The organism is Acidiphilium cryptum JF-5, from assembly GCF_000016725.1.
Taxonomy (GTDB): domain Bacteria; phylum Pseudomonadota; class Alphaproteobacteria; order Acetobacterales; family Acetobacteraceae; genus Acidiphilium; species Acidiphilium multivorum.
The window spans coordinates 1012271-1031669 of record NC_009484.1; the positions used below are offsets into that span (position 1 = coordinate 1012271).

Annotated in this window: 14 protein-coding genes and 3 tRNA genes; all 17 read left to right on the forward strand. The window is 65.8% G+C overall.

Annotated features, from left to right (window positions below; translation table 11 throughout):
- Position 1 precedes the first annotated feature (1 nt).
- Entirely contained in the window at positions 2–2818 is a 2817-nt protein-coding gene (locus ACRY_RS07005) for a [protein-PII] uridylyltransferase (RefSeq protein ID WP_007422422.1), read from the forward strand.
- A 176-nt stretch (positions 2819–2994) separates the two neighbouring features.
- On the forward strand, positions 2995–4959 hold the full coding sequence (locus ACRY_RS07010) for an autotransporter domain-containing protein (protein WP_231295368.1): 1965 nt from the start codon (positions 2995–2997) through the stop codon (positions 4957–4959).
- A 117-nt stretch (positions 4960–5076) separates the two neighbouring features.
- A tRNA-Leu gene (locus tag ACRY_RS07015) sits at positions 5077–5158 on the forward strand.
- Positions 5159–5225: 67 nt separating this feature from the next.
- Positions 5226–6548, forward strand: a complete 1323-nt coding sequence (gene tig, locus ACRY_RS07020) for a trigger factor (RefSeq protein ID WP_007422420.1) — start codon at positions 5226–5228, stop codon at positions 6546–6548.
- 157 nt (positions 6549–6705) lie between these two features.
- Complete coding sequence (clpP, locus tag ACRY_RS07025) at positions 6706–7335, forward strand: ATP-dependent Clp endopeptidase proteolytic subunit ClpP (RefSeq protein ID WP_007422419.1); 630 nt, start codon at positions 6706–6708, stop codon at positions 7333–7335.
- A gap of 144 nt (positions 7336–7479) precedes the next feature.
- Positions 7480–8736, forward strand: coding sequence for an ATP-dependent Clp protease ATP-binding subunit ClpX (gene clpX, locus ACRY_RS07030; protein ID WP_011941871.1), 1257 nt, complete (start codon positions 7480–7482; stop codon positions 8734–8736).
- A 135-nt stretch (positions 8737–8871) separates the two neighbouring features.
- A complete protein-coding gene (gene lon / locus ACRY_RS07035) occupies positions 8872–11313 on the forward strand; it encodes an endopeptidase La (RefSeq protein WP_007422417.1) in 2442 nt (813 codons plus the stop codon).
- A 193-nt stretch (positions 11314–11506) separates the two neighbouring features.
- Positions 11507–11770: an HU family DNA-binding protein gene (locus ACRY_RS07040; RefSeq protein WP_007422416.1), complete on the forward strand. Its 264-nt coding sequence runs from the start codon at positions 11507–11509 to the stop codon at positions 11768–11770.
- Between the two features lie 77 nt (positions 11771–11847).
- A tRNA-Val gene (locus ACRY_RS07045) sits at positions 11848–11919 on the forward strand.
- Between the two features lie 325 nt (positions 11920–12244).
- Positions 12245–12321: transfer RNA gene (locus tag ACRY_RS07050), tRNA-Asp, on the forward strand.
- A gap of 184 nt (positions 12322–12505) precedes the next feature.
- Positions 12506–12871 (forward strand): NADH-quinone oxidoreductase subunit A, encoded by a 366-nt coding sequence (locus ACRY_RS07055; protein WP_007422415.1) that lies wholly within the window; start codon positions 12506–12508, stop codon positions 12869–12871.
- A 75-nt stretch (positions 12872–12946) separates the two neighbouring features.
- Positions 12947–13507: a NuoB/complex I 20 kDa subunit family protein gene (locus tag ACRY_RS07060; RefSeq protein WP_007422414.1), complete on the forward strand. Its 561-nt coding sequence runs from the start codon at positions 12947–12949 to the stop codon at positions 13505–13507.
- On the forward strand, positions 13500–14141 hold the full coding sequence (locus ACRY_RS07065) for an NADH-quinone oxidoreductase subunit C (RefSeq protein WP_007422413.1): 642 nt from the start codon (positions 13500–13502) through the stop codon (positions 14139–14141). Before ACRY_RS07060 ends, ACRY_RS07065 begins: the two co-directional genes overlap by 8 nt.
- Complete coding sequence (locus tag ACRY_RS07070; RefSeq protein ID WP_011941872.1) at positions 14138–15358, forward strand: NADH-quinone oxidoreductase subunit D; 1221 nt, start codon at positions 14138–14140, stop codon at positions 15356–15358. Before ACRY_RS07065 ends, ACRY_RS07070 begins: the two co-directional genes overlap by 4 nt.
- A 3-nt stretch (positions 15359–15361) precedes the next feature.
- A complete protein-coding gene (locus tag ACRY_RS07075; protein ID WP_007422411.1) occupies positions 15362–15973 on the forward strand; it encodes a complex I 24 kDa subunit family protein in 612 nt (203 codons plus the stop codon).
- 1 nt (position 15974) lies between these two features.
- Entirely contained in the window at positions 15975–17270 is a 1296-nt protein-coding gene (gene nuoF / locus ACRY_RS07080; RefSeq protein WP_007422410.1) for an NADH-quinone oxidoreductase subunit NuoF, read from the forward strand.
- A 67-nt stretch (positions 17271–17337) separates the two neighbouring features.
- Complete coding sequence (nuoG, locus tag ACRY_RS07085; RefSeq protein WP_011941873.1) at positions 17338–19398, forward strand: NADH-quinone oxidoreductase subunit NuoG; 2061 nt, start codon at positions 17338–17340, stop codon at positions 19396–19398.
- Position 19399 lies beyond the last annotated feature (1 nt).

Sequence of the window (19399 nt, forward strand, 5' to 3'; positions counted from 1 at the left end):
CATGTCGAACACCACCCAGCCGCCGCGCGACGTTCCGCCCGCCATGCCGGCAGCCGTGATCCCGCCACCGCCGAAGGAGGCGGTGATCGGCCGCCCCGATATCGGCGCTGAGCTGGCGCGCCTTTTGCCGCGCGGCGCGCCGCCGCCGCGGGAGACGGCGCTCGGCATCTTCCGCCGCCAGCTGGCGCGGCTGCAGACCCATGTGCAGACCCGGTTCGAACGCGGCGACATGTCTGGCCTCGCTGCCGCGCGCCTGCTCTCGGGCCTGATGGACGAGTTCATCGCGGCGCTGATCGGCTATTCGATCGACCTGCTGCCGGTGGAGCCCGGCGACCGGCTCGCCGTCGCGGCGACCGGCGGCTATGGCCGCGCCACGCTCGCGCCGTTCAGCGATATCGACCTGCTGTTCCTCACCGACAACGAACCCTCGGCGCGGATCCAGCGGGCTGTGGAGTTCATCCTGTATTTCCTCTGGGACCTCGGGCTGAAGGTGGGCCACGCCACGCGATCGACCGCCGATTGTCTGACCGAGGCGCAGGGTGACAGCACGATCCGCACCTCGCTGCTCGATGCCCGCTGCATCGCCGGCGACCGGCCGCTGTTCGCGCATTTCCAGCAGGCCTTCCGGCAGGATTGCGCCGCCGGCAGCCCGGCCGGCTACATCGCCGCGAAGCAGGCCGAACGCGCCGCCCGCCACAAGCGCTTCGGCGACACGCCGTTCATGGTCGAGCCCAACATCAAGGAGGGCAAGGGCGGGCTGCGCGACCTGCAGACGCTGTACTGGCTCGCCCGCTACGTGTTCGGCACCTTCGCGATGACCGAGCTGGTCGGCCCCGGCGCGCCCGGCGGCGGCATTCTCAGCGCCACCGAGGCGCGCGCCTGCAAGCGGGCCTGGGACTATCTCTGGACCGTGCGCTTTCACCTGCACTATGTCGCCGGCCGCGCCGAGGAGCGGCTGACCTTCGACCTGCAGCCGGTGATCGGCGCGCGCATGGGCTATACGCGGCATGGGCGGCAGGATGGCGTCGAGCGGTTCATGCGCCACTACTTCCTGGTGGTGCGCGAGGTCGCGCGGGTGACCGGCGTTCTCGAACCCGCCGTGGTGCGCGCGGCGCTCGGACCGCCCGCGATCGCGCCGGCGACCGACGCGGCGCTGCTGGACGCCGGTTTCGTGCTGGCGGACGGCAAGATCCTGTTCGTCGCCGGCCGCGAGCCGATGGCCGAGCCGATCCAGTTGCTGCGCATCCTCCAGGTGGCGCGCGACCGGGGGCTGAAACTGCATCCGCTCGCGCTCCGCGCGATGATCCGCGGCGCGCGGCGCACCGCGGAGTTGCGCACGGATCCGCAGGCGGCCTCGCTGTTTCTCGACCTGCTCTGCGGCAACGACGATCCGCGGCAGGACGGCGCGCAATGGCTCGCGATCCTCAACGAGACCGGCGCGCTGGGGCGCTACCTGCCCGACTGGCGGCGGATCGTCGGCCAGATGCAGTTCGATTCCTATCATGTCTACACGGTCGACATGCACACGATCCACGCGATCGGGGTGCTGAATGCGATCGAGCGCGGCGAGCTTTCGGAAATCGTGCCGGTGGCCAGCGGATTGGCGCATCACGTGCAGTCGCGCCGGGCGCTCTATGTCGCGCTGCTTCTGCATGACATCGCGAAGGGCAGGGGGGGCGACCATTCGGAGATCGGCGCGGAACTGGCGCTGACCATCGGCCCCGCGCTCGGACTCGAACCGGAGGAGACCGAGATGGTCTCCTGGCTGGTGCTGCATCATCTGCTGCTCAGCCAGACGGCGTTTTCACGCGACATCGACGATCCGAAAACGATCCTCGACCTCGCCGATGTCGTGCAGTCGCCCGAGCGGCTGCGGCTGCTGCTGATCCTGACGGTGTCGGACATCCGCGCCGTCTCGCCCAAGGTGTGGAACGGCTGGAAGGCGACGCTGCTGCGCGAGATCTATGCCCGCGTCGCCGAGGTGCTGGAGGGCGGGCTTGCGACCACCGAGCGCGATGTCCGCGTTGCCCGCGTCAAGCAGATGGTCGCGGAGCTGCTCGCCGATTGGCCGGACGCCGACCGCGAGGAATTCCTCAACATGGGGTATCCGGGCTACTGGCTCGGCTTCGACCCCGAAAGCATCGCCCGCCACGGGCGGATGATCCGCGATGCCCGCCATCGCGACGTGCCGCTGACCGTCGCCGCCGAGCCGCTGCCGGCGCGGTCGGTCACCGAGGTCGTGGTCTATACCGCCGACCATGCGGGGCTGTTCAGCCGCATCGCCGGTGCCCTCGCGGTCGCCGGGGCGACGATCGTCGATGCGCGGATCCACACGCTGACCGATGGCATGGCGCTCGACACGTTCTGGATCCAGGACGCCGGCGGCGGTTCGCTCGAGGCGCCGCACCGGCTGGCGAAGATTTCCGCCGTGATCGAACAGGTGCTCTCGGGCCGGCTGCGGCTGGCGACCGAGATCGAGAAGGCGGCGAACAGCGTCGTCGGCGGGCGGATGCGGGCGATCCACGTGCCGCCGCGCGTCGTCGTCGACAACAGCGCCTCGAACCGGCACACCGTTATTGAAGTGAACGGCCGCGACCGGCCGGGCCTGCTGCACGACGTCACCGCCGCCATCACCTCGCAGGGGCTGCAGATCGCCTCGGCGCATATCACCACCTACGGGGTTCGCGCCGTCGACGTGTTCTACGTGAAGGATGTGTTCGGCCTGAAGGTGCAGAACGAGCGCAAGCTCGCGCAGCTTCGCAGCGCGCTGATCGAGGCGCTGGCCGGGCGGCCGCACGAGGTGACCGCCGCGTCCTGAACGGCAGGCCCAGCCACTTTATCCGCGACGGAATTATCTGGCTCACGAAAGCCTCGCACACGAGATTTTTGTTTGACCGGGTTGTTTCGTCTGCGGCATAGATACTCCCTATTGGGAAATATCCTGTCGAAACCGGCCTGAATGAGCCGGATGCGGGATGAACAATGGGGAGCGAGATGACATTCGAGACATGCGTTCGGAGACTGGCGATAGGCGCGCTCGCGGCCGGGTTCATCGGGCTGGCGCCGGCGAGGGCGCAGGCGCCGGGCAGTCTTTACGTGTTCGGCGACAGCCTGAGCGATAATGGCAACATTCCGCGGCTGACCGGCGTTCCCTATCCGGGGCCGCCCTATGTCGGCTTCCGATTCTCGAACGGGCCGGTCTGGGCGGAATACCTGCCCGGGCTGACCGGGCTGAATTTCAAGCCATCCAACGACTATGCGGTGGGCGGCGCCTTTGCCGGGCCGCTGGTGGTCAATGGCGTGACCTACAACAATCTCGTCAATTTCCCGTCGACCTTGCTTCCCGGCCTGCCGAACGAATTGCAGGAAATCCAGGGCTTTGCCGCATCGGGCGGGCATTTTTCGCCTTCCGATGTGGTGGGGATCTGGATCGGCGGGAATAATTATTTCGCCACCGAGACGCTGGTCGGGGCGGACCCGGCCAATGCGCAGCAGATCGTCAGCCAGAACGTGAGCACCGTGCTCGCCCAGACCGGGCAGGCGATCGGGCAGGTGGCCGCGCTCGGCGCGCGGCAGGTCGTGCTGCAGAATCTCGTGCCCTTCGGCAATGTGCCGACAGTGAACGGCACGCCGCAGCTCGTAGCCCTCGGCGACCAGATCATCGCCGCGCATAATGCGGGGCTCGCGACCCTGGCGGGGCAGCTGCATGCCTCGCTCGGGATCAACATCCTCCTGATCAACCAGCAGCAGATCTTCTCCGAGATCAGCGCCAATCCGGCTGCCTATGGCTTCACCAACGTGACCGACGCCTGCTTCGCCTCGGCAAGTTCCGCCTGCGCCTATGCGCCGGCCTCGGTGCAGAACCAGTATCTCTGGTGGAACGTGCACCCGACCACGCACGGGCACCAGGTGATCGCCGAATATGTCGCGAGCGCGCTGAACGGGTTCCAGTCGCTGTCCGTGCCGGCACGGCTGCTCGATGCCGGCGCCGCGGCCTTCGCGCAGACGATCGGCGCGAGGATGGACGCGCTGCGCCACGGCGCCGGGGGGCTGACAGTCGATCTCGCCGGCGGGCCGATGCTGGCCGATGCGGCGGCGGGCGATACCGGGCCGATGGAGATGCCGGGCAATGGGCACGCGCTGTCGGTTTTCGTGGCCGGCGGCTACGGGTTCGGCGCGCGGGCGGCGGCGCCGGGCAGCCTCGGCTTCCATGACCAGATCGGCACGGTGACCGCCGGCGCGGATTACCGCTTCACCCGCCATCTCGCCGCCGGCCTCGCGTTCGGGTATGCGCGGGAAAGCGCGACGGTGAACGGGGGCGAGCGCCTGGATGCCGATGCCTACCAGTTTGCCGCCTATCTCGCCGCGCATAGCCGCCACCTCTATCTCGACGCCCAGCTCGATTACGGCCTCGACCGGTTCGGCCGGATCAGCCGGCCGGGCGTGCTGGCGCCGATCACCGCCTCGCCCCGCGGCCATACGCTCGGCGCCACAATACAGGCGGGCTATGTGCTGCATCGCGGTGTCGTAGCGTTCGGCCCGACAGTGGGGCTCGATGCGACCGAAGCGCATGTCGACCCGTATACCGAGCAGGGCGACCCGGCGTTGACCATGGCGGTCGGCGGCCAGGATTTCGGGCGCGTGCTGTTCGGCGCCGGGCTTGCGGCTTCGGCGCGGGTCAGGCTGGGCGGAGTCGCGATTCGGCCGCATGGCTCGATCGGCATGCAGGCCTCGATCGCCGGTGCGCCGGGGCAGTTCGCCAGCGTCTTCACCGACGAGCCGCTGGTCGGCCTGACCACGACCTATCCGCAGCTGTCGACGATGTGGGGCGTGGCCGATGCCGGTGTCACGGCGCGGCTCGCCGGCAGGCTTTCGGCAACGGTCGACCTTGCGACGACCTTCGCGCGCCGCGCCGGCGAGCAGCGGATGGTCAGCGCCGGGCTGCGCTGGCGCTTCTGAGCAACGGGCGCGCACGCAGTTTGCCGTCCTCGCTTGTCGCGGACGGCAAAGCGCGCTAGTCCGCGCCGACCGGCCATGCGCGGAATTGAACGCGCTTGGCCTGCTGGTCCGGTTCGGGCGGGCGTGGTGGAACTGGTAGACACGCCAGATTTAGGTTCTGGTGGCGCGAGCCATGGGGGTTCAAGTCCCTCCGCCCGCAGACGGGGTCGATCTGCCGTGCCCGCACGGCGCGTGGGAAATGGCGTAACGTAAGGATTGGTTTGGACATGCAGGTTACCGAAACCCTCACCGAGGGGCTGAAGCGCGGCTTTACCGTCGTCGTGCCGGGCAGCGATCTGAGCGAGAAGCGCGAGAAGCGCCTCGCCGAGCTGTCGAAGACGATGCAGATGCCGGGGTTCCGCCCGGGCAAGGTGCCGCTGTCGATGGTGCGCAAGCGCTTCGGCGACGCGGTGGCCGCCGAGGTGATGGAAGCTTCGGTGAACGAGGCGACCGAACGGATGATCAATGACCGCAGCCTGCGCCCGGCGGTGCAGCCGAAGGTCGAGGTCGTCCGTGCCGAACCCGATTCCGACCTCGAATTCACCGTCGAGCTCGAAGTGCTGCCGGAGGTGACGATTCCGGACCTGAAGGCGATCAGCCTGACCCGGCCGAAGGCGCCGGTGACCGAGGCGGAGATCGACGAGGCGATCGCGCGCTTCGCCGAGCAGCGCGCCGAGACCGAGGTGGTCACGGAAGACCGCCCTGCGGCAACCGGCGATATCCTCACCGTCGATTTCCTCGGCAAGCGCGATGGCGTGCCCTTCGAGGGCGGTGCCGGCACCGACACCGATATCGAGCTGGGCGGCTCGGGCTTCATTCCCGGCTTCGCCGAGCAGATGGAGGGCATGAAGGCCGGCGAGACGAAGGTGATCACCGTGACCTTCCCCGAGCAGTACCACGCCGCCGAGCTGGCCGGGAAGGAAGCGACGTTCGACATCACCGCCAAGGCGCTGAAGCGGCGCGTGGCGCCGGTGATCGACGACGCGTTCGCCGAGGCCAACGGCTTCGAGAACCTCGCCGAGTTCCGCAAGTTCTTCGCCGACCGGCTGGAACAGTCCCGCGCCGGCGCCTCACGGCTGAAGGTCAAGCGCGCGCTGCTCGACAAGCTGGCCGAGCAGGCCGATTTCCCGGCGCCGGCCTCGCTGGTCGACGCCGAGTTCGCCGAGATCTGGCGGCAGGTCGAGGCCGAGAAGCAGGCTGGCCGCCTCGATGAGGAGGACGCCGGCAAGGACGAGGAGACGCTGCGCGCCGACTACCGCGCGATCGCGGAACGCCGTGTGCGGCTGGGCCTGCTGGTGGCCGAGATCGGCCGCACCAACAACGTGCAGATCACCGAGCAGGACATGCGCCGCGCAATGATCGCGGAGATGCAGCAGTTCCCCGGCCAGGAAAAGATGATCATGGAGTTCTACCAGAAGAACCCGCGCGCGCTGGACCGGCTGCGCGGGCCGATCTTCGAGGACAAGGTGGTCGACTACGCGCTGGAACTCGCGACCGTGACCGACGAGGAGGTTTCGGCCGAGGCCCTGTTCGCCGACACCGACGACTGATCTCTTTTTCACCCGGGGGTGGACGCCGCCCTGTTCCCGGCTCATCTTAGACGTCTGTGGGCGCGGCGCCGGCCGTGATTCGGCGGCGGCCGCGCCCGACAGGACACGATTTCATGCGGGTGCGGTGCGTCCGGCCCCGACTTGGAGACAGATGCCGATGGATCGCGATCCCACCGAGATCTACATGAACAGCCTCGTGCCCATGGTGGTCGAGCAGACCGCGCGGGGCGAGCGCTCCTATGACATCTTTTCGCGCCTGCTGAAGGAGCGGATCATCTTCCTTACCGGCCCGGTCTATGACCAGGTCGGCTCGCTGATCGCGGCCCAGCTGCTGTTCCTCGAAAGCGAGAACCCGTCGAAGGAGATCGCCTTCTACATCAACAGCCCCGGTGGCGTCGTCTCCGCCGGCCTCGCGATCTACGACACGATGCAATACATCAAGTCGCCGGTCTCGACCGTCTGCATCGGCCAGGCGGCCTCGATGGGCAGCCTGCTGCTCGCCGCCGGCGAGAAGGGCAAGCGCTTCGCCCTGCCGAATTCACGGATCATGGTGCACCAGCCCTCGGGCGGGGCGCAGGGCCAGGCTTCGGACATCGAAATCCAGGCCCGCGAGATCCTGACCTTGCGGCGGCGGCTGAACGATATCTATGTTACTCATACCGGCCAGTCGCTCGAGGCGATCGAGCAGGCGCTGGAGCGCGACCGCTTCATGTCGGCCAACGAGGCGCAGGAATTCGGCCTGGTCGACGAGGTTGTGGAAAAGAAGCCGGCCAAGGACTCGAAGTAAGGCAGGGTCTGGCGCCGCGTTCCCCGGAAGCCGACCCGGGAATGCGGCGCAATGACCGTAATGCTTGTGCCGGCGGGACATGGGGTTTAATCTCGGTCCCCTGATTGATGCGCCGCCGCCTCCGGCGGCGCGGCTGGAGCATAGATGAGCACGAAGTCCGGAGACTCGAAGAACACCCTGTATTGCTCGTTTTGCGGCAAGTCGCAGCACGAAGTGGTCAAGCTGATCGCGGGGCCGACGGTATTCATCTGCAATGAATGCGTCGAACTCTGCATGGACATCATTCGCGAGGATAACCGGACGCACCTCGTGAAAACGCGCGACGGCGTGCCGACGCCCCGCGAAATCTGCAAGGTGCTGGACGATTACGTGATCGGGCAGGATCACGCCAAGCGGATTCTCAGTGTTGCCGTGCACAACCACTACAAGCGGCTGGCGCACGCGCAGAAGAACAACGACATCGAGATCGCGAAGTCGAACATCATGCTGGTCGGGCCCACCGGCTCGGGCAAGACGCTGCTCGCCCAGACGCTGGCCCGGATTCTCGACGTGCCGTTCACCATGGCGGACGCGACGACCCTGACCGAGGCGGGATATGTCGGCGAGGATGTCGAGAACATCATCCTCAAGCTGCTGCAGGCCGCGGATTACAATGTCGAGCGGGCGCAGCGCGGCATCGTCTATATCGACGAGGTCGACAAGATCAGCCGCAAGTCCGACAACCCCTCAATCACGCGCGACGTATCCGGCGAGGGCGTGCAGCAGGCGCTGCTCAAGATCATGGAAGGGACGGTGGCCTCGGTGCCGCCGCAGGGCGGGCGGAAGCATCCGCAACAGGAGTTCCTCCAGGTTGATACCACCAACATCCTCTTCATCTGCGGCGGCGCCTTCGCCGGGCTGGAGAAGATCATCGCACAGCGTGGCAAGGGGTCGGGAATCGGCTTCGGCGCCGATGTGCGCGACCCGACGGAGCAGCGCACCGGCGCGATCCTGCGCGAAGTCGAGCCCGAGGATCTGCTGAAGTTCGGCCTGATCCCCGAATTCATTGGCCGTCTGCCCGTCGTTGCGACGCTCGAGGACCTCGACGAGGCGGCGCTGATCGAGATCCTCACCAAGCCGAAGAACGCGCTTGTGAAGCAATACGGCCGCCTTTTCGAAATGGAGGGCGTGAAGCTCAACTTCACCGAAGACGCGCTGAAAGTGGTCGCCGCCCGTGCGATCCAGCGCAAGACCGGGGCGCGTGGCCTGCGGTCGATCATGGAAAACATCCTGCTCGAGACGATGTTCGACCTCCCGGGCCTCGACTCGGTCGAAGAGGTCGTGATCAACGGCGAAGTAGCCGAGGGGCGGGCAAATCCGCTTTTCCTGCATGGCAAGGAACGCGCTGAAACCGGCTCCTGAGGGAGCCGGCCCGGTCGTGCCGCGGGATTGCGGCGCACCGGGGGCCGCCCAATATACCGAACGTGGCCGGATCGCCCGGCACCGCGCCCTGTGCCGCTTTCGGGCAGGGCGCGCCGCTTATCGAAAGGTAGTCTGATGTCAGAGACCGACCCGAAGAAACCCAAAACCGCCCTTGTTGCAGTGCCGCAGGACGGCGAGACGCTGGCGGTGCTGCCGCTGCGCGATATCGTCGTGTTTCCGCACATGATCGTGCCGCTCTTCGTCGGCCGCGAGAAGTCAGTTCGCGCCCTCGAAGGGGTGATGAAGGACGACAAGCAGATCCTGCTGGTGGCCCAGAAGAACGCGCAGCAGGACGACCCGTCCGCCAACGATATCTATGATGTCGGCACGATTTCGACCGTTCTGCAACTACTCAGGCTACCGGACGGAACGGTGAAGGTGCTGGTCGAAGGCGTGCGCCGGGCCCGAATCACGAAGTTCCACGAGGTGGACAGTCATTTCGAGGTGACGGCTCAGCCGCTGGACGAGATCGTGACCGGGGGCAAAGAACTCGAGGGTCTGGCCCGCGGGGTTGTGTCGCAGTTCGAGCAGTATATCAAGCTCAACAAGAAGATCGCACCGGAAGTTCTCGTTTCGATCAACCAGATCGACGACCCGTCGAAGCTTGCCGATACGATCGCCAGCCATCTCGGCCTGAAGATCGCCGACAAGCAGGAATTGCTGGAAACAGGATCCGTCACCGAGCGGCTGGAGCGCGTCTTCGCGCACATGGAAGCCGAAATCGGCGTGCTGCAGGTGGAAAAGCGCATCCGCAACCGCGTGAAGCGGCAGATGGAGAAGACGCAGCGCGAATACTACCTGAACGAGCAGCTCAAGGCGATTCAGAAGGAGTTGGGCGAGGGCGAGGAAGGCAAGGACGAGACCGCGGAACTCGAGGAGAAGATCCGCACCACCAAGCTCTCCAAGGAAGCGCGCGACAAGGCCATGGCCGAGCTTAAGAAGCTCAGGACGATGAGCCCGATGAGTGCCGAGGCGACGGTGGTGCGCAACTATCTCGACTGGCTGCTCGGCATTCCCTGGAAGAAGCGCGCCAAGATCAAGAACGACGTGATCGAGGCCGAGCGCGTGCTCGACGCCGACCATTATGGCCTCGACAAGGTCAAGGAGCGGATCATCGAGTATCTGGCCGTGCAGTCGCGTAGCCCGAAGCTCAAGGGGCCGATCCTCTGCCTCGTCGGCCCGCCCGGCGTGGGCAAGACCTCCCTCGGCAAGTCGATCGCCAAGGCGACGGGACGCAATTTCGTACGGATGTCGCTCGGCGGAATGCGCGACGAGGCTGAAATCCGCGGCCACCGCCGGACCTATATCGGCTCGATGCCCGGCAAGATCATCCAGGGCATGAAGAAGGCGAAGACGTCGAACCCGCTGTTCCTGCTCGACGAGATCGACAAGCTCGGTGCTGACTGGCGGGGCGATCCGACCTCGGCCCTGCTCGAAGTGCTGGACCCCGAGCAGAACGGCACGTTCAACGATCATTACCTCGAGGTCGATTACGACCTGTCGGACGTGATGTTCGTGACGACCGCGAACTCGCTGCGGATGCCGCAGCCGCTGCTTGACCGCATGGAGATCATTCGCATCCCCGGCTACACCGAGGACGAGAAGATCGAGATCGCGAAGCGGCACCTGATCGGCAAGCAGGCCGAGGCGCACGGGCTCAAGGACGGCGAGTGGAGCGTTTCGGACGATGCGGTTCGCGAGCTGATCCGCACCTATACCCGTGAGGCCGGGGTGCGTAACCTCGAGCGCGAGATCGCCAACCTTGCCCGCAAGGCGGTGAAGGAAATCGTCACGAAGAAGGTGACCAAGGTCGCGATCACCAAGAAGAACATCGAGAAGTTCGCCGGCGTGCCGCGGTTCCGCTTCGGCGAGACCGAGGCGGAGGATATGGTCGGCGTCGTCACCGGCCTGGCGTGGACCGAGGTGGGCGGCGAGATCCTGACCATCGAGAGCGTGCTGCTGCCCGGCAAGGGCAATGTGAAGCAGACCGGCAAGCTCGGCGACGTCATGCAGGAGAGCGTCTCGGCCGCGATTTCCTACATCCGCTCGCGGGCGATCAGTTTCGGCATCAAGCCGCCGATCTTCGAGAAGCGGGACATCCACGTCCACGTGCCCGAAGGCGCGACGCCGAAGGACGGTCCCTCGGCGGGCATCGCAATGGCGACCTCCATCGTCTCGGTGCTCACCGGAATCCCGGTGCGCAAGGATATCGCCATGACCGGCGAAATCACGCTGCGCGGCCGGGTGCTGCCGATCGGTGGGCTCAAGGAGAAGCTGCTGGCCGCGCTCAGGGCCGGCATCACCACCGTGCTGATCCCGAAGGACAACCAGAAGGATCTCGCGGAGATTCCCGAGAACGTGAAGAAATCGCTCAAGATCATTCCGGTCTCGCATGTCGACGAGGTGATCGCCGAGGCGCTGGTGCGCAAACCCGAGCCGATCGAGTGGGAGGAGCCGGTGGAACCGGTCGCCGCCCGCCCGGCGGATGAGGCGGCGGGCGCCGTTCTGCCGCATTGAGGTGCCTCGCCGTCACCGTCGTGGCATGAATTGATGTTTCGGGGCTGGTTTTCCGCTTGTCTTCGTTGACGGGAGGAAACCGGCCCCTTTAGTGTGCGGCGCCTGACGGATTGCCCGGATGGAACCCGATTCGGATGGTTCCGGCCGTTTTTAATTCCGTTTTCACCAACTGGGAGACTGACCCGTGAACAAAATGGATCTCGTCGCAGACGTTGCGGAGAAGACCGACCTTTCGAAAGCCAAGGCCACCGAGGTAGTGGATGCGGTGTTCGCCGCCATCGAGGAGGCTCTGAAGCGCAAGGAAGAGGTGCGCCTGGTCGGTTTCGGCACGTTCGGCACGGCCGAGCGCAAGGCGGCAACCGGCCGCAACCCGCGCACCGGCGAGGAAATCCAGATCGCGGCCTCGACCTCGGTCCGGTTCAAGCCGGGCAAGAGCCTCAAGGATGCCGTGAACTGAAGCTGATGCGGGCCGGATTATCCGGCCCGATTGGATGACCGCAGGTCTGCCGGATGCCGGACCAGCCTGCGGATTCCGGGCGGTTAGCTCAGAGGTAGAGCGTCTCGTTTACACCGAGAGGGTCGGCGGTTCGATCCCGTCACCGCCCATTGGTTCCGCGACTTCCGCGAAGAACGCGAATCGGTCGCGCCGATTCGATCCCGGTGCCGCCGGTCGACTTAATCCAGACGCATAGCAGAATCGCGTAAATACCTGTCGGAGCGGAATTTTTCTTCCGCCGCCGCGCGCAGCCTTGGGCAGACGTCGACGGGAGGCCGCGCAGGACAGGTTTTGCCTCAATCCGGCCATCGTGTTGCCATCGCCGGCGGGTGGGATTTTTGCGCCGCCACACGTCCGTGGGCGGGCGATCTTCCGATGCGCGCGATCCGGGTGCTTGACGCATCCCGGCCGCCGCTATAGGGAGGTGCCCACAACGCGGGTGTAGCTCAGTTGGTTAGAGCGCCGGCCTGTCACGCCGGAGGTCGCGGGTTCGAGCCCCGTCACTCGCGCCATTGCGCTGATCGACACAGATATCCAGTGCCATCAGTCATGGAAGAACATGAGAGGATGCGCTCTTTGTCGTCCGGACCCGCATGGGGTCTCCGGCGATTTAGTCGCATCGTCTGGCACGCCGAGAGCAGGGCGGACGGTCTGCCGCCAGGTGGACAACACTGATGCGTAACGGGGGCAATCGCGATGCAGTCGGATCTGTCTGTCTACTTCCCCATCCTGGTGTTCATCGGTATCGCAGCTCTGCTCGGCGCGGCGTTCATCATCGGATCGCTCGTCGTCGCACGGCAAAATCCCTATGGCGAAAAGCTCAGCGCCTATGAATGCGGTTTCGCACCGTTCAGCGACGCGAGGCGCAAGTTCGATGTGCGCTATTATCTCGTTGCGATCCTTTTCATCATTTTCGACGTCGAGATCGCGTTCCTGTTTCCCTGGGCGGTGAGCCTTTCACGAATCGGGGCGTTGGGGTTCTGGTCGATGATGGGGTTTCTGGCAATTCTGGTCGTCGGATTTATCTATGAATGGCGCAAGGGCGCGCTCGACTGGGAGTAGCCCGGACCACCGGCGCCCGACCCGGACGAAACGAGTGACAAACCGGCCGCAAGTGGCCCAAGCGGAAGGCATGACATGAACGCCGTGCAGCAACCCGACATTGCCTGGAATCGCGATCATCTGGACCCCGGCGCCGAACAGGAAGCGGTCATTCGCGGCATTACCGGCGAGATCGCCGGCAAGGGGTTCGTGGTCGCCAATCTCGACCGCCTGGTGAACTGGGCGCGAACCGGCAGCCTCTGGCCGATGACGTTCGGCCTTGCGTGCTGTGCCGTCGAGATGATCCACGCCTACATGCCGCGCTGGGATCTCGACCGATTCGGTATCATCCCCCGGAACTCCCCGCGGCAGAGCGATGTGATGATTGTCGCCGGCACGCTGACCAACAAGATGGCGCCGGCACTGCGCAAGGTCTACGACCAGATGCCCGAGCCGCGCTGGGTCATCTCCATGGGAAGCTGTGCGAATGGCGGCGGGTACTATCACTACTCTTACTCCGTGGTGCGGGGGTGCGACCGGATCGTGCCGGTGGACATCTACGTGCCGGGCTGTCCTCCCACGGCGGAGGCGCTGGTCTATGGCATCACCCAGTTGCAGAAGAAGATCCGCCGGACGGGGACCATTTTCCGTGAGTGAAGACAACCAGACCGAAGCGCCCGCACCCGAGGCCCCGGCCGACCCGTTCGGCGACCTGCTGCGCGCCATCGACGGCGTCACTGATGTCGTGCTGGAACGCGATGAGCGGATCATTGCCGTCGACCGCGCTGCGCTGGCGGCGGTGATGCGCACCCTGCGCGACAACCCGCAATTCGCCTTCGAACAGTGCATGGATGTCTGCGGCGTCGACTGGCCGGAGCGGGCCGAGCGGTTCGACGTGGTCTATAACCTTCTGTCCGTGACCCGAAACGACCGGTTGCGCGTGATCGTCACCACGGACGAGACCGCGCCGGTGCCGAGCGTCAGCGACATCTGGCCCGGGGTGACCTGGTGGGAGCGCGAAGTGTTCGACCTGTTCGGCGTGAGCTTCGACGGGCTGGTCGATCACCGGCGGATTCTCACCGATAACGGTTTCGAGGGGCATCCGATGCGCAAGGATTTCCCGCTGACCGGCCATGTCGAACTCCGGTACGACGAGGAGCAGAAGCGCGTGGTCTACGACAAGGTCGCGTTGACGCAGGAATTCCGCAATTTCGATTTCCTCTCGCCCTGGGAGGCGATGACCACGCTCCCCGGCGACGAGAAGGCCACCCGCGGAGGGTCTGACGCATGAGCGGCGGGATGCAGAACGGCACACAGGAGACCGAGCGCCGTGTGATCGACATCAACGACCGTCATACGGTCAATGTCGGCCCGCAGCACCCGGCGACGCATGGCGTGCTGCGCCTGATCATGGAGCTTGAGGGCGAGACGGTGACGCGCGCCGATCCGCATATCGGCCTGCTGCATCGCGGCACAGAGAAGCTGATCGAATACAAGTCATACCTCCAGGCGGTGCCGTATTTCGACCGGCTCGATTACGTCAGCCCGATGTGCTGCGAGCACGCCTTCGCCCTCGCGACCGAGCGGCTGCTCGGCGTGAAGGTGCCGGAACGGGCGCAGTGGATCCGCGTGCTGTTTGCCGAGATTACCCGTATTCTCAATCATTTGCTGAACGCCGTTCACTTGGCGCTGGACATCGGCGCACAGTCTCCAAGCCTTTGGGGCTATGAGGAGCGGGAGAAACTGCTGACCTTTCACGAGGCGGTATCGGGCGCGCGCTTCCATGCGAACTATTTCCGTCCCGGCGGGGTTTCGAAGGACATGCCGACGGGTCTTGCCGAGCAGATCTGGGAATGGAGCGAGAAGTTTCCGAAATTCCTCGACGATCTGCAGAGCCTGCTGAACGAGAACCGGATTTTCCGCCAGCGCCTCGTCGATATCGGGGTGATTTCGGCGGAGGACGCGCTGGCAATGGGGTTCTCAGGTCCCAATCTGCGCGCCTCGGGGATTGCCTGGGACCTGCGGCGCGCGCAACCCTACGACAAGTACGACGAGGTGGATTTCGACATTCCCGTCGGCCGGCACGGCGATTCGTTCGACCGATATCTCGTGCGGATCCGCGAGATGGCCGAGAGCCTGAAGATCATCCGTCAGGCGCTGAAGGCGATGCCGGAAGGGCCGATCAAGGTGCAGGACCACAAGATCACGCCGCCGAAACGCGCCGAGATGAAGCGCTCGATGGAAGCTCTGATCCATCACTTCAAGCTCTATACCGAGGGCTATCATGTGCCAGCCGGCACGACCTACACCGCTGTGGAAGCGCCGAAGGGGGAATTCGGGGTCTATCTCGTTGCCGATGGCAGCAACCGGCCCTATCGGTGCAAGATCCGCGCGACCGGATTTTCCCACCTGCAGGCGATGAATCTGATGTCGAAAGGCCATCTCCTCGCCGATGCGATCGCCGTGCTCGGCTCGATCGACATCGTGTTCGGGGAAGTGGATCGCTGAAAGATGAACGACATGACGGAACCGGCTTTCAGCTTCGATGAGACGAGCGAGGCGCTGATCCCCTCGATCATCGCGAAATATCCCGAGGGCAGGCAGGCGAGTGCGGTAATGCCGCTGCTCGATCTCGCCCAGCGGCAGATGGCGCGGCAGACGGGACATGCCTGGGTGCCGCGCACGGCGATGGACGTGATTGCGGCGCGCCTCTCGATGCCGCCGATGCGGGTCTATGAAGTCGCCACATTCTACACGATGTTCCACACCAAGCCGGTGGGAAAATTCCATCTCCAGGTCTGCACCACGACGCCGTGCTGGCTGCGCGGGTCGGATGAGGTGATGTCGGCCTGCCGCAAGGCCGCCGAGGCGGATGGCGAGACGTTCAGCATCGAGGAGGTCGAGTGCCTCGGGTGCTGCGTGAACGCGCCGGTGGTGCAGGTGAATGACGACGTCTACGAGGATCTCGACGGGCCGCGCACCGAGGCGCTGCTGGAGCGGTTGCGCGCCGGCGACGTGCCGCCGGCGGGCTCGACGATCGGGCGGCAGGCCTCGGCGCCGGAAGGCGGACCGACCACGCTGTTCGGCGTCGGGGGCACCAAGCCCGTGAGCGGAGCGGAATGAGATGCTGAGCGATCGCGACCGGATCTATACCAATCTCTACGGCCTGCATGACTGGCGCCTCGCCGGCGCCCGGGCGCGCGGCGACTGGGACGGCACGAAGGACATCCTCGCCCGCGGGCGGGATGCGATCATCGAGGAAATCAAGTCCTCGGGCCTGCGTGGCCGCGGCGGCGCCGGCTTCCCGACCGGGATGAAATGGTCCTTCATGCCGAAGGAGACAGATGGACGGCCGAGCTATCTCGTCATCAACGCCGATGAGAGCGAACCCGGCACGTGCAAGGACCGCGACATCCTGCGCCACGAACCGCACAAGCTGGTGGAAGGCGCGCTGATCGCCGGATTCGCCATGGGCGCGCACCGGGCGTTCATCTATGTCCGTGGCGAATACTACAATGAATACAAGAATTTGCAGGCCGCCGTTGACGAGGCGCGCGAAGCCGGATTGCTCGGTGACGATGCTTGCGGGTCGGGCTGGGCCTTTGACATCACCGTGCATCGCGGGGCGGGCGCCTATATCTGCGGCGAGGAATCGGCGCTGATCGAGAGCATCGAGGGCAAGAAGGGCCTGCCGCGCATGAAGCCGCCCTTTCCGGCGGCGCTCGGCCTCTATGGCTGCCCGACCACTGTGAACAATGTCGAGACCATTGCAGGGGTCGCGACCATCATGCGGCGAGGGGCGGCCTGGTTTTCCGCGCTCGGCAGGCCGAAGAATTCCGGCACCAAGATCTTCTGCATTTCCGGCCATGTGAACAGGCCGTGCAATGTGGAAGAGGAACTCGGCATTCCGCTGCGCGAGTTGATCGAGAAGCATGCCGGCGGCGTGCGGGGCGGGTGGGACAACCTGCAGGCGGTGATACCCGGCGGATCGTCGGTGCACATGATTCCGAAATCGGTCTGCGACACGGTGCTGATGGATTACGACAGCCTGCGCGAGCAGCGCACCGGCCTCGGCACCGCGGCGGTGATCGTGATGGACAAGTCGACCGACCTGATCCGGGCGATCGCGCGGCTCGCGGCGTTCTACAAGCATGAGAGTTGCGGCCAGTGCACGCCCTGCCGCGAGGGCACCGGCTGGATGATGCGGATGATGTATCGCCTGGTCGAGGGGCGGGCGGAAATCGCCGATATCGACCTGCTGGAACAGGTCACGAAACAGGTGGAAGGCCATACGATCTGCCCGCTCGGCGACGCGGCGGCCTGGCCGATCCAGGGTCTGCTGCGGCATTTCCGGCCAGTGGTCGAGCAGCGGATCGCCGATTACAAGGCGCGCACGGCATCGCGCCTCGCGGCGGAATGACGGAGGGGACGATGCGGCACGAGACGATGGACGGCGCCGCGCGCGCCACGAGCGGGGTGCGGATCTGATGCCGAAAGTGACGGTGGACGGACTCGAGATCGAGGTTCCGAACGGATACACGGTGCTGCAGGCCTGCGAGGAAGCGGGCAAGGAAATCCCGCGCTTCTGCTACCATGAGCGGCTGTCGATCGCCGGCAACTGCCGCATGTGCCTCGTGGAAGTCGAGAAGATGCCGAAGCCGGTCGCCTCCTGCGGGCAGCCGGTGGGCGAGGGCATGGTCATCCATACCGACAGCGAGAAGGTCCGCGAGGCGCGGCGTGGGGTGATGGAGTTCCTGCTCATCAACCATCCGCTCGACTGCCCGATCTGCGATCAGGGCGGCGAGTGCGACCTGCAGGACGAGGCGATGGGCTATGGGCGCGACCATACCCGTTACGACGGCAACAAGCGGGCGGTGACCGACAAGTATCTCGGCCCGCTCGTCAAGACGGTGATGACGCGCTGCATTCACTGCACCCGCTGCGTCCGCTTCATGGCCGAGGTCGCCGGCGTGCCGGAACTCGGCGCGGTGCAGCGCGGCGAGCACATGGAAATCACCAACTATGTCGAGCGCGGCCTGTCGTCCGAGTTATCGGGCAATATCATCGATCTCTGCCCGGTCGGCGCGCTGACCTCGAAGCCCTATGCGTTCACCGCCCGCACCTGGGAGTTGCGCAAGACCGACAGCATCGACGTGTTCGACGCGGTCGGCACCAATATCCGCATCGATGCGCGCGGCAGCGAGGTGCTGCGCGTCCTGCCCCGGCTGAACGACGCGGTGAACGAGGAATGGCTCGCCGACAAGGGCCGTTTCTCGATCGACGGGCTGAAGCGCCGCCGGCTCGACCGGCCCTGGTTGCGTGAGGCGGGCAAGCTGCGCCCGGCGGGCTGGGACGAGGCGCTTGCCGCCATCGCCGGCCGGATCAGAGGAATCGACGGCAGCCGGATCGGCGCCATTGCCGGCAATCTCTGCGATGCGGAGAGCATGATGGCGCTGAAGGACCTGATGGGGGCGCTCGGCTCCACCAATCTTGACTGCCGGCAGGATGGCGCGGTGTTCGATGTGTCGAGCCGGGAATTCCACCGCTTCAACACCACGATCGAGGGAATCGACGAGGCCGACGCGCTGCTGATCGTCGGCGCCAATCCGCGACAGGAAGCGCCGGTCCTGAACGCACGGCTGCGGCGCCGCTGGGTCGAGACTCCCGGTTTCTTCGCCGGACTGGTCGGCGCGCCGGCCGACCTGACCTATGAGCATGAACATCTCGGCGAAGGTGGCGATGCGCTGAAGGCGCTGCTCGATCCGGAGCATCACTTCACGAAGCGGCTGGCGGCGGCGAAACGGCCGATGCTGATCGTGGGACCGCAGGCCTTCGCGCGGCCGGATGCCAAGGCGGTGCTCGCTTGCTGCTGGCAGATCGCGCTTCAGACCGGCATGCTGACCGCCGACTGGCACGGGTTCAACGTGCTGCACAACGCGGCGGCGCGGATGGGCGCGCTCGAACTCGGGTTCCTGCCGGGGGAGAACGGCAAGGACATCGCCGGCATGATGGGCGGTGGCGTGGATGTGCTGTGGCTGCTCGGCGCGGATGAATTCGACGTCTCGCAGATCGGCGCGGACACGTTCGTGATCTACCAGGGTCACCATGGCGACCGCGGTGCGGCGCGGGCCGACGTGATTCTTCCCGGTGCAGCCTATACCGAGAAATCCGGCACCTATGTGAATACGGAGGGCAGGGTGCAGCGCGCGCTGCGGGCGATTTTCCCGCCCGGCGAGGCGCGGGAGGACTGGGCGATCCTGCGCGCGGCGAGTGCCGCACTTGGCCAGGCGCTGCCCTATGACGATCTCGACACGTTGCGCACGCGCATGGTCGAGGCCAATCCGGTCTTCGGCGAGACGGGCGCGCTGCGCCGCATCGGCCATGCCGGGGGCGAGGCGCCGCGCGGCGATGCCGCCGCCGTGAGCGACGCGCCGTTCGGCCGCGCCTTCGCTACCTATTACCAGACCGATCCGATCAGCCGCGCGAGCCCGACCATGGCGAAATGCATCGAGGAAATCATCCTCCCGCGCCAGATGGCGGCGGAGTGAG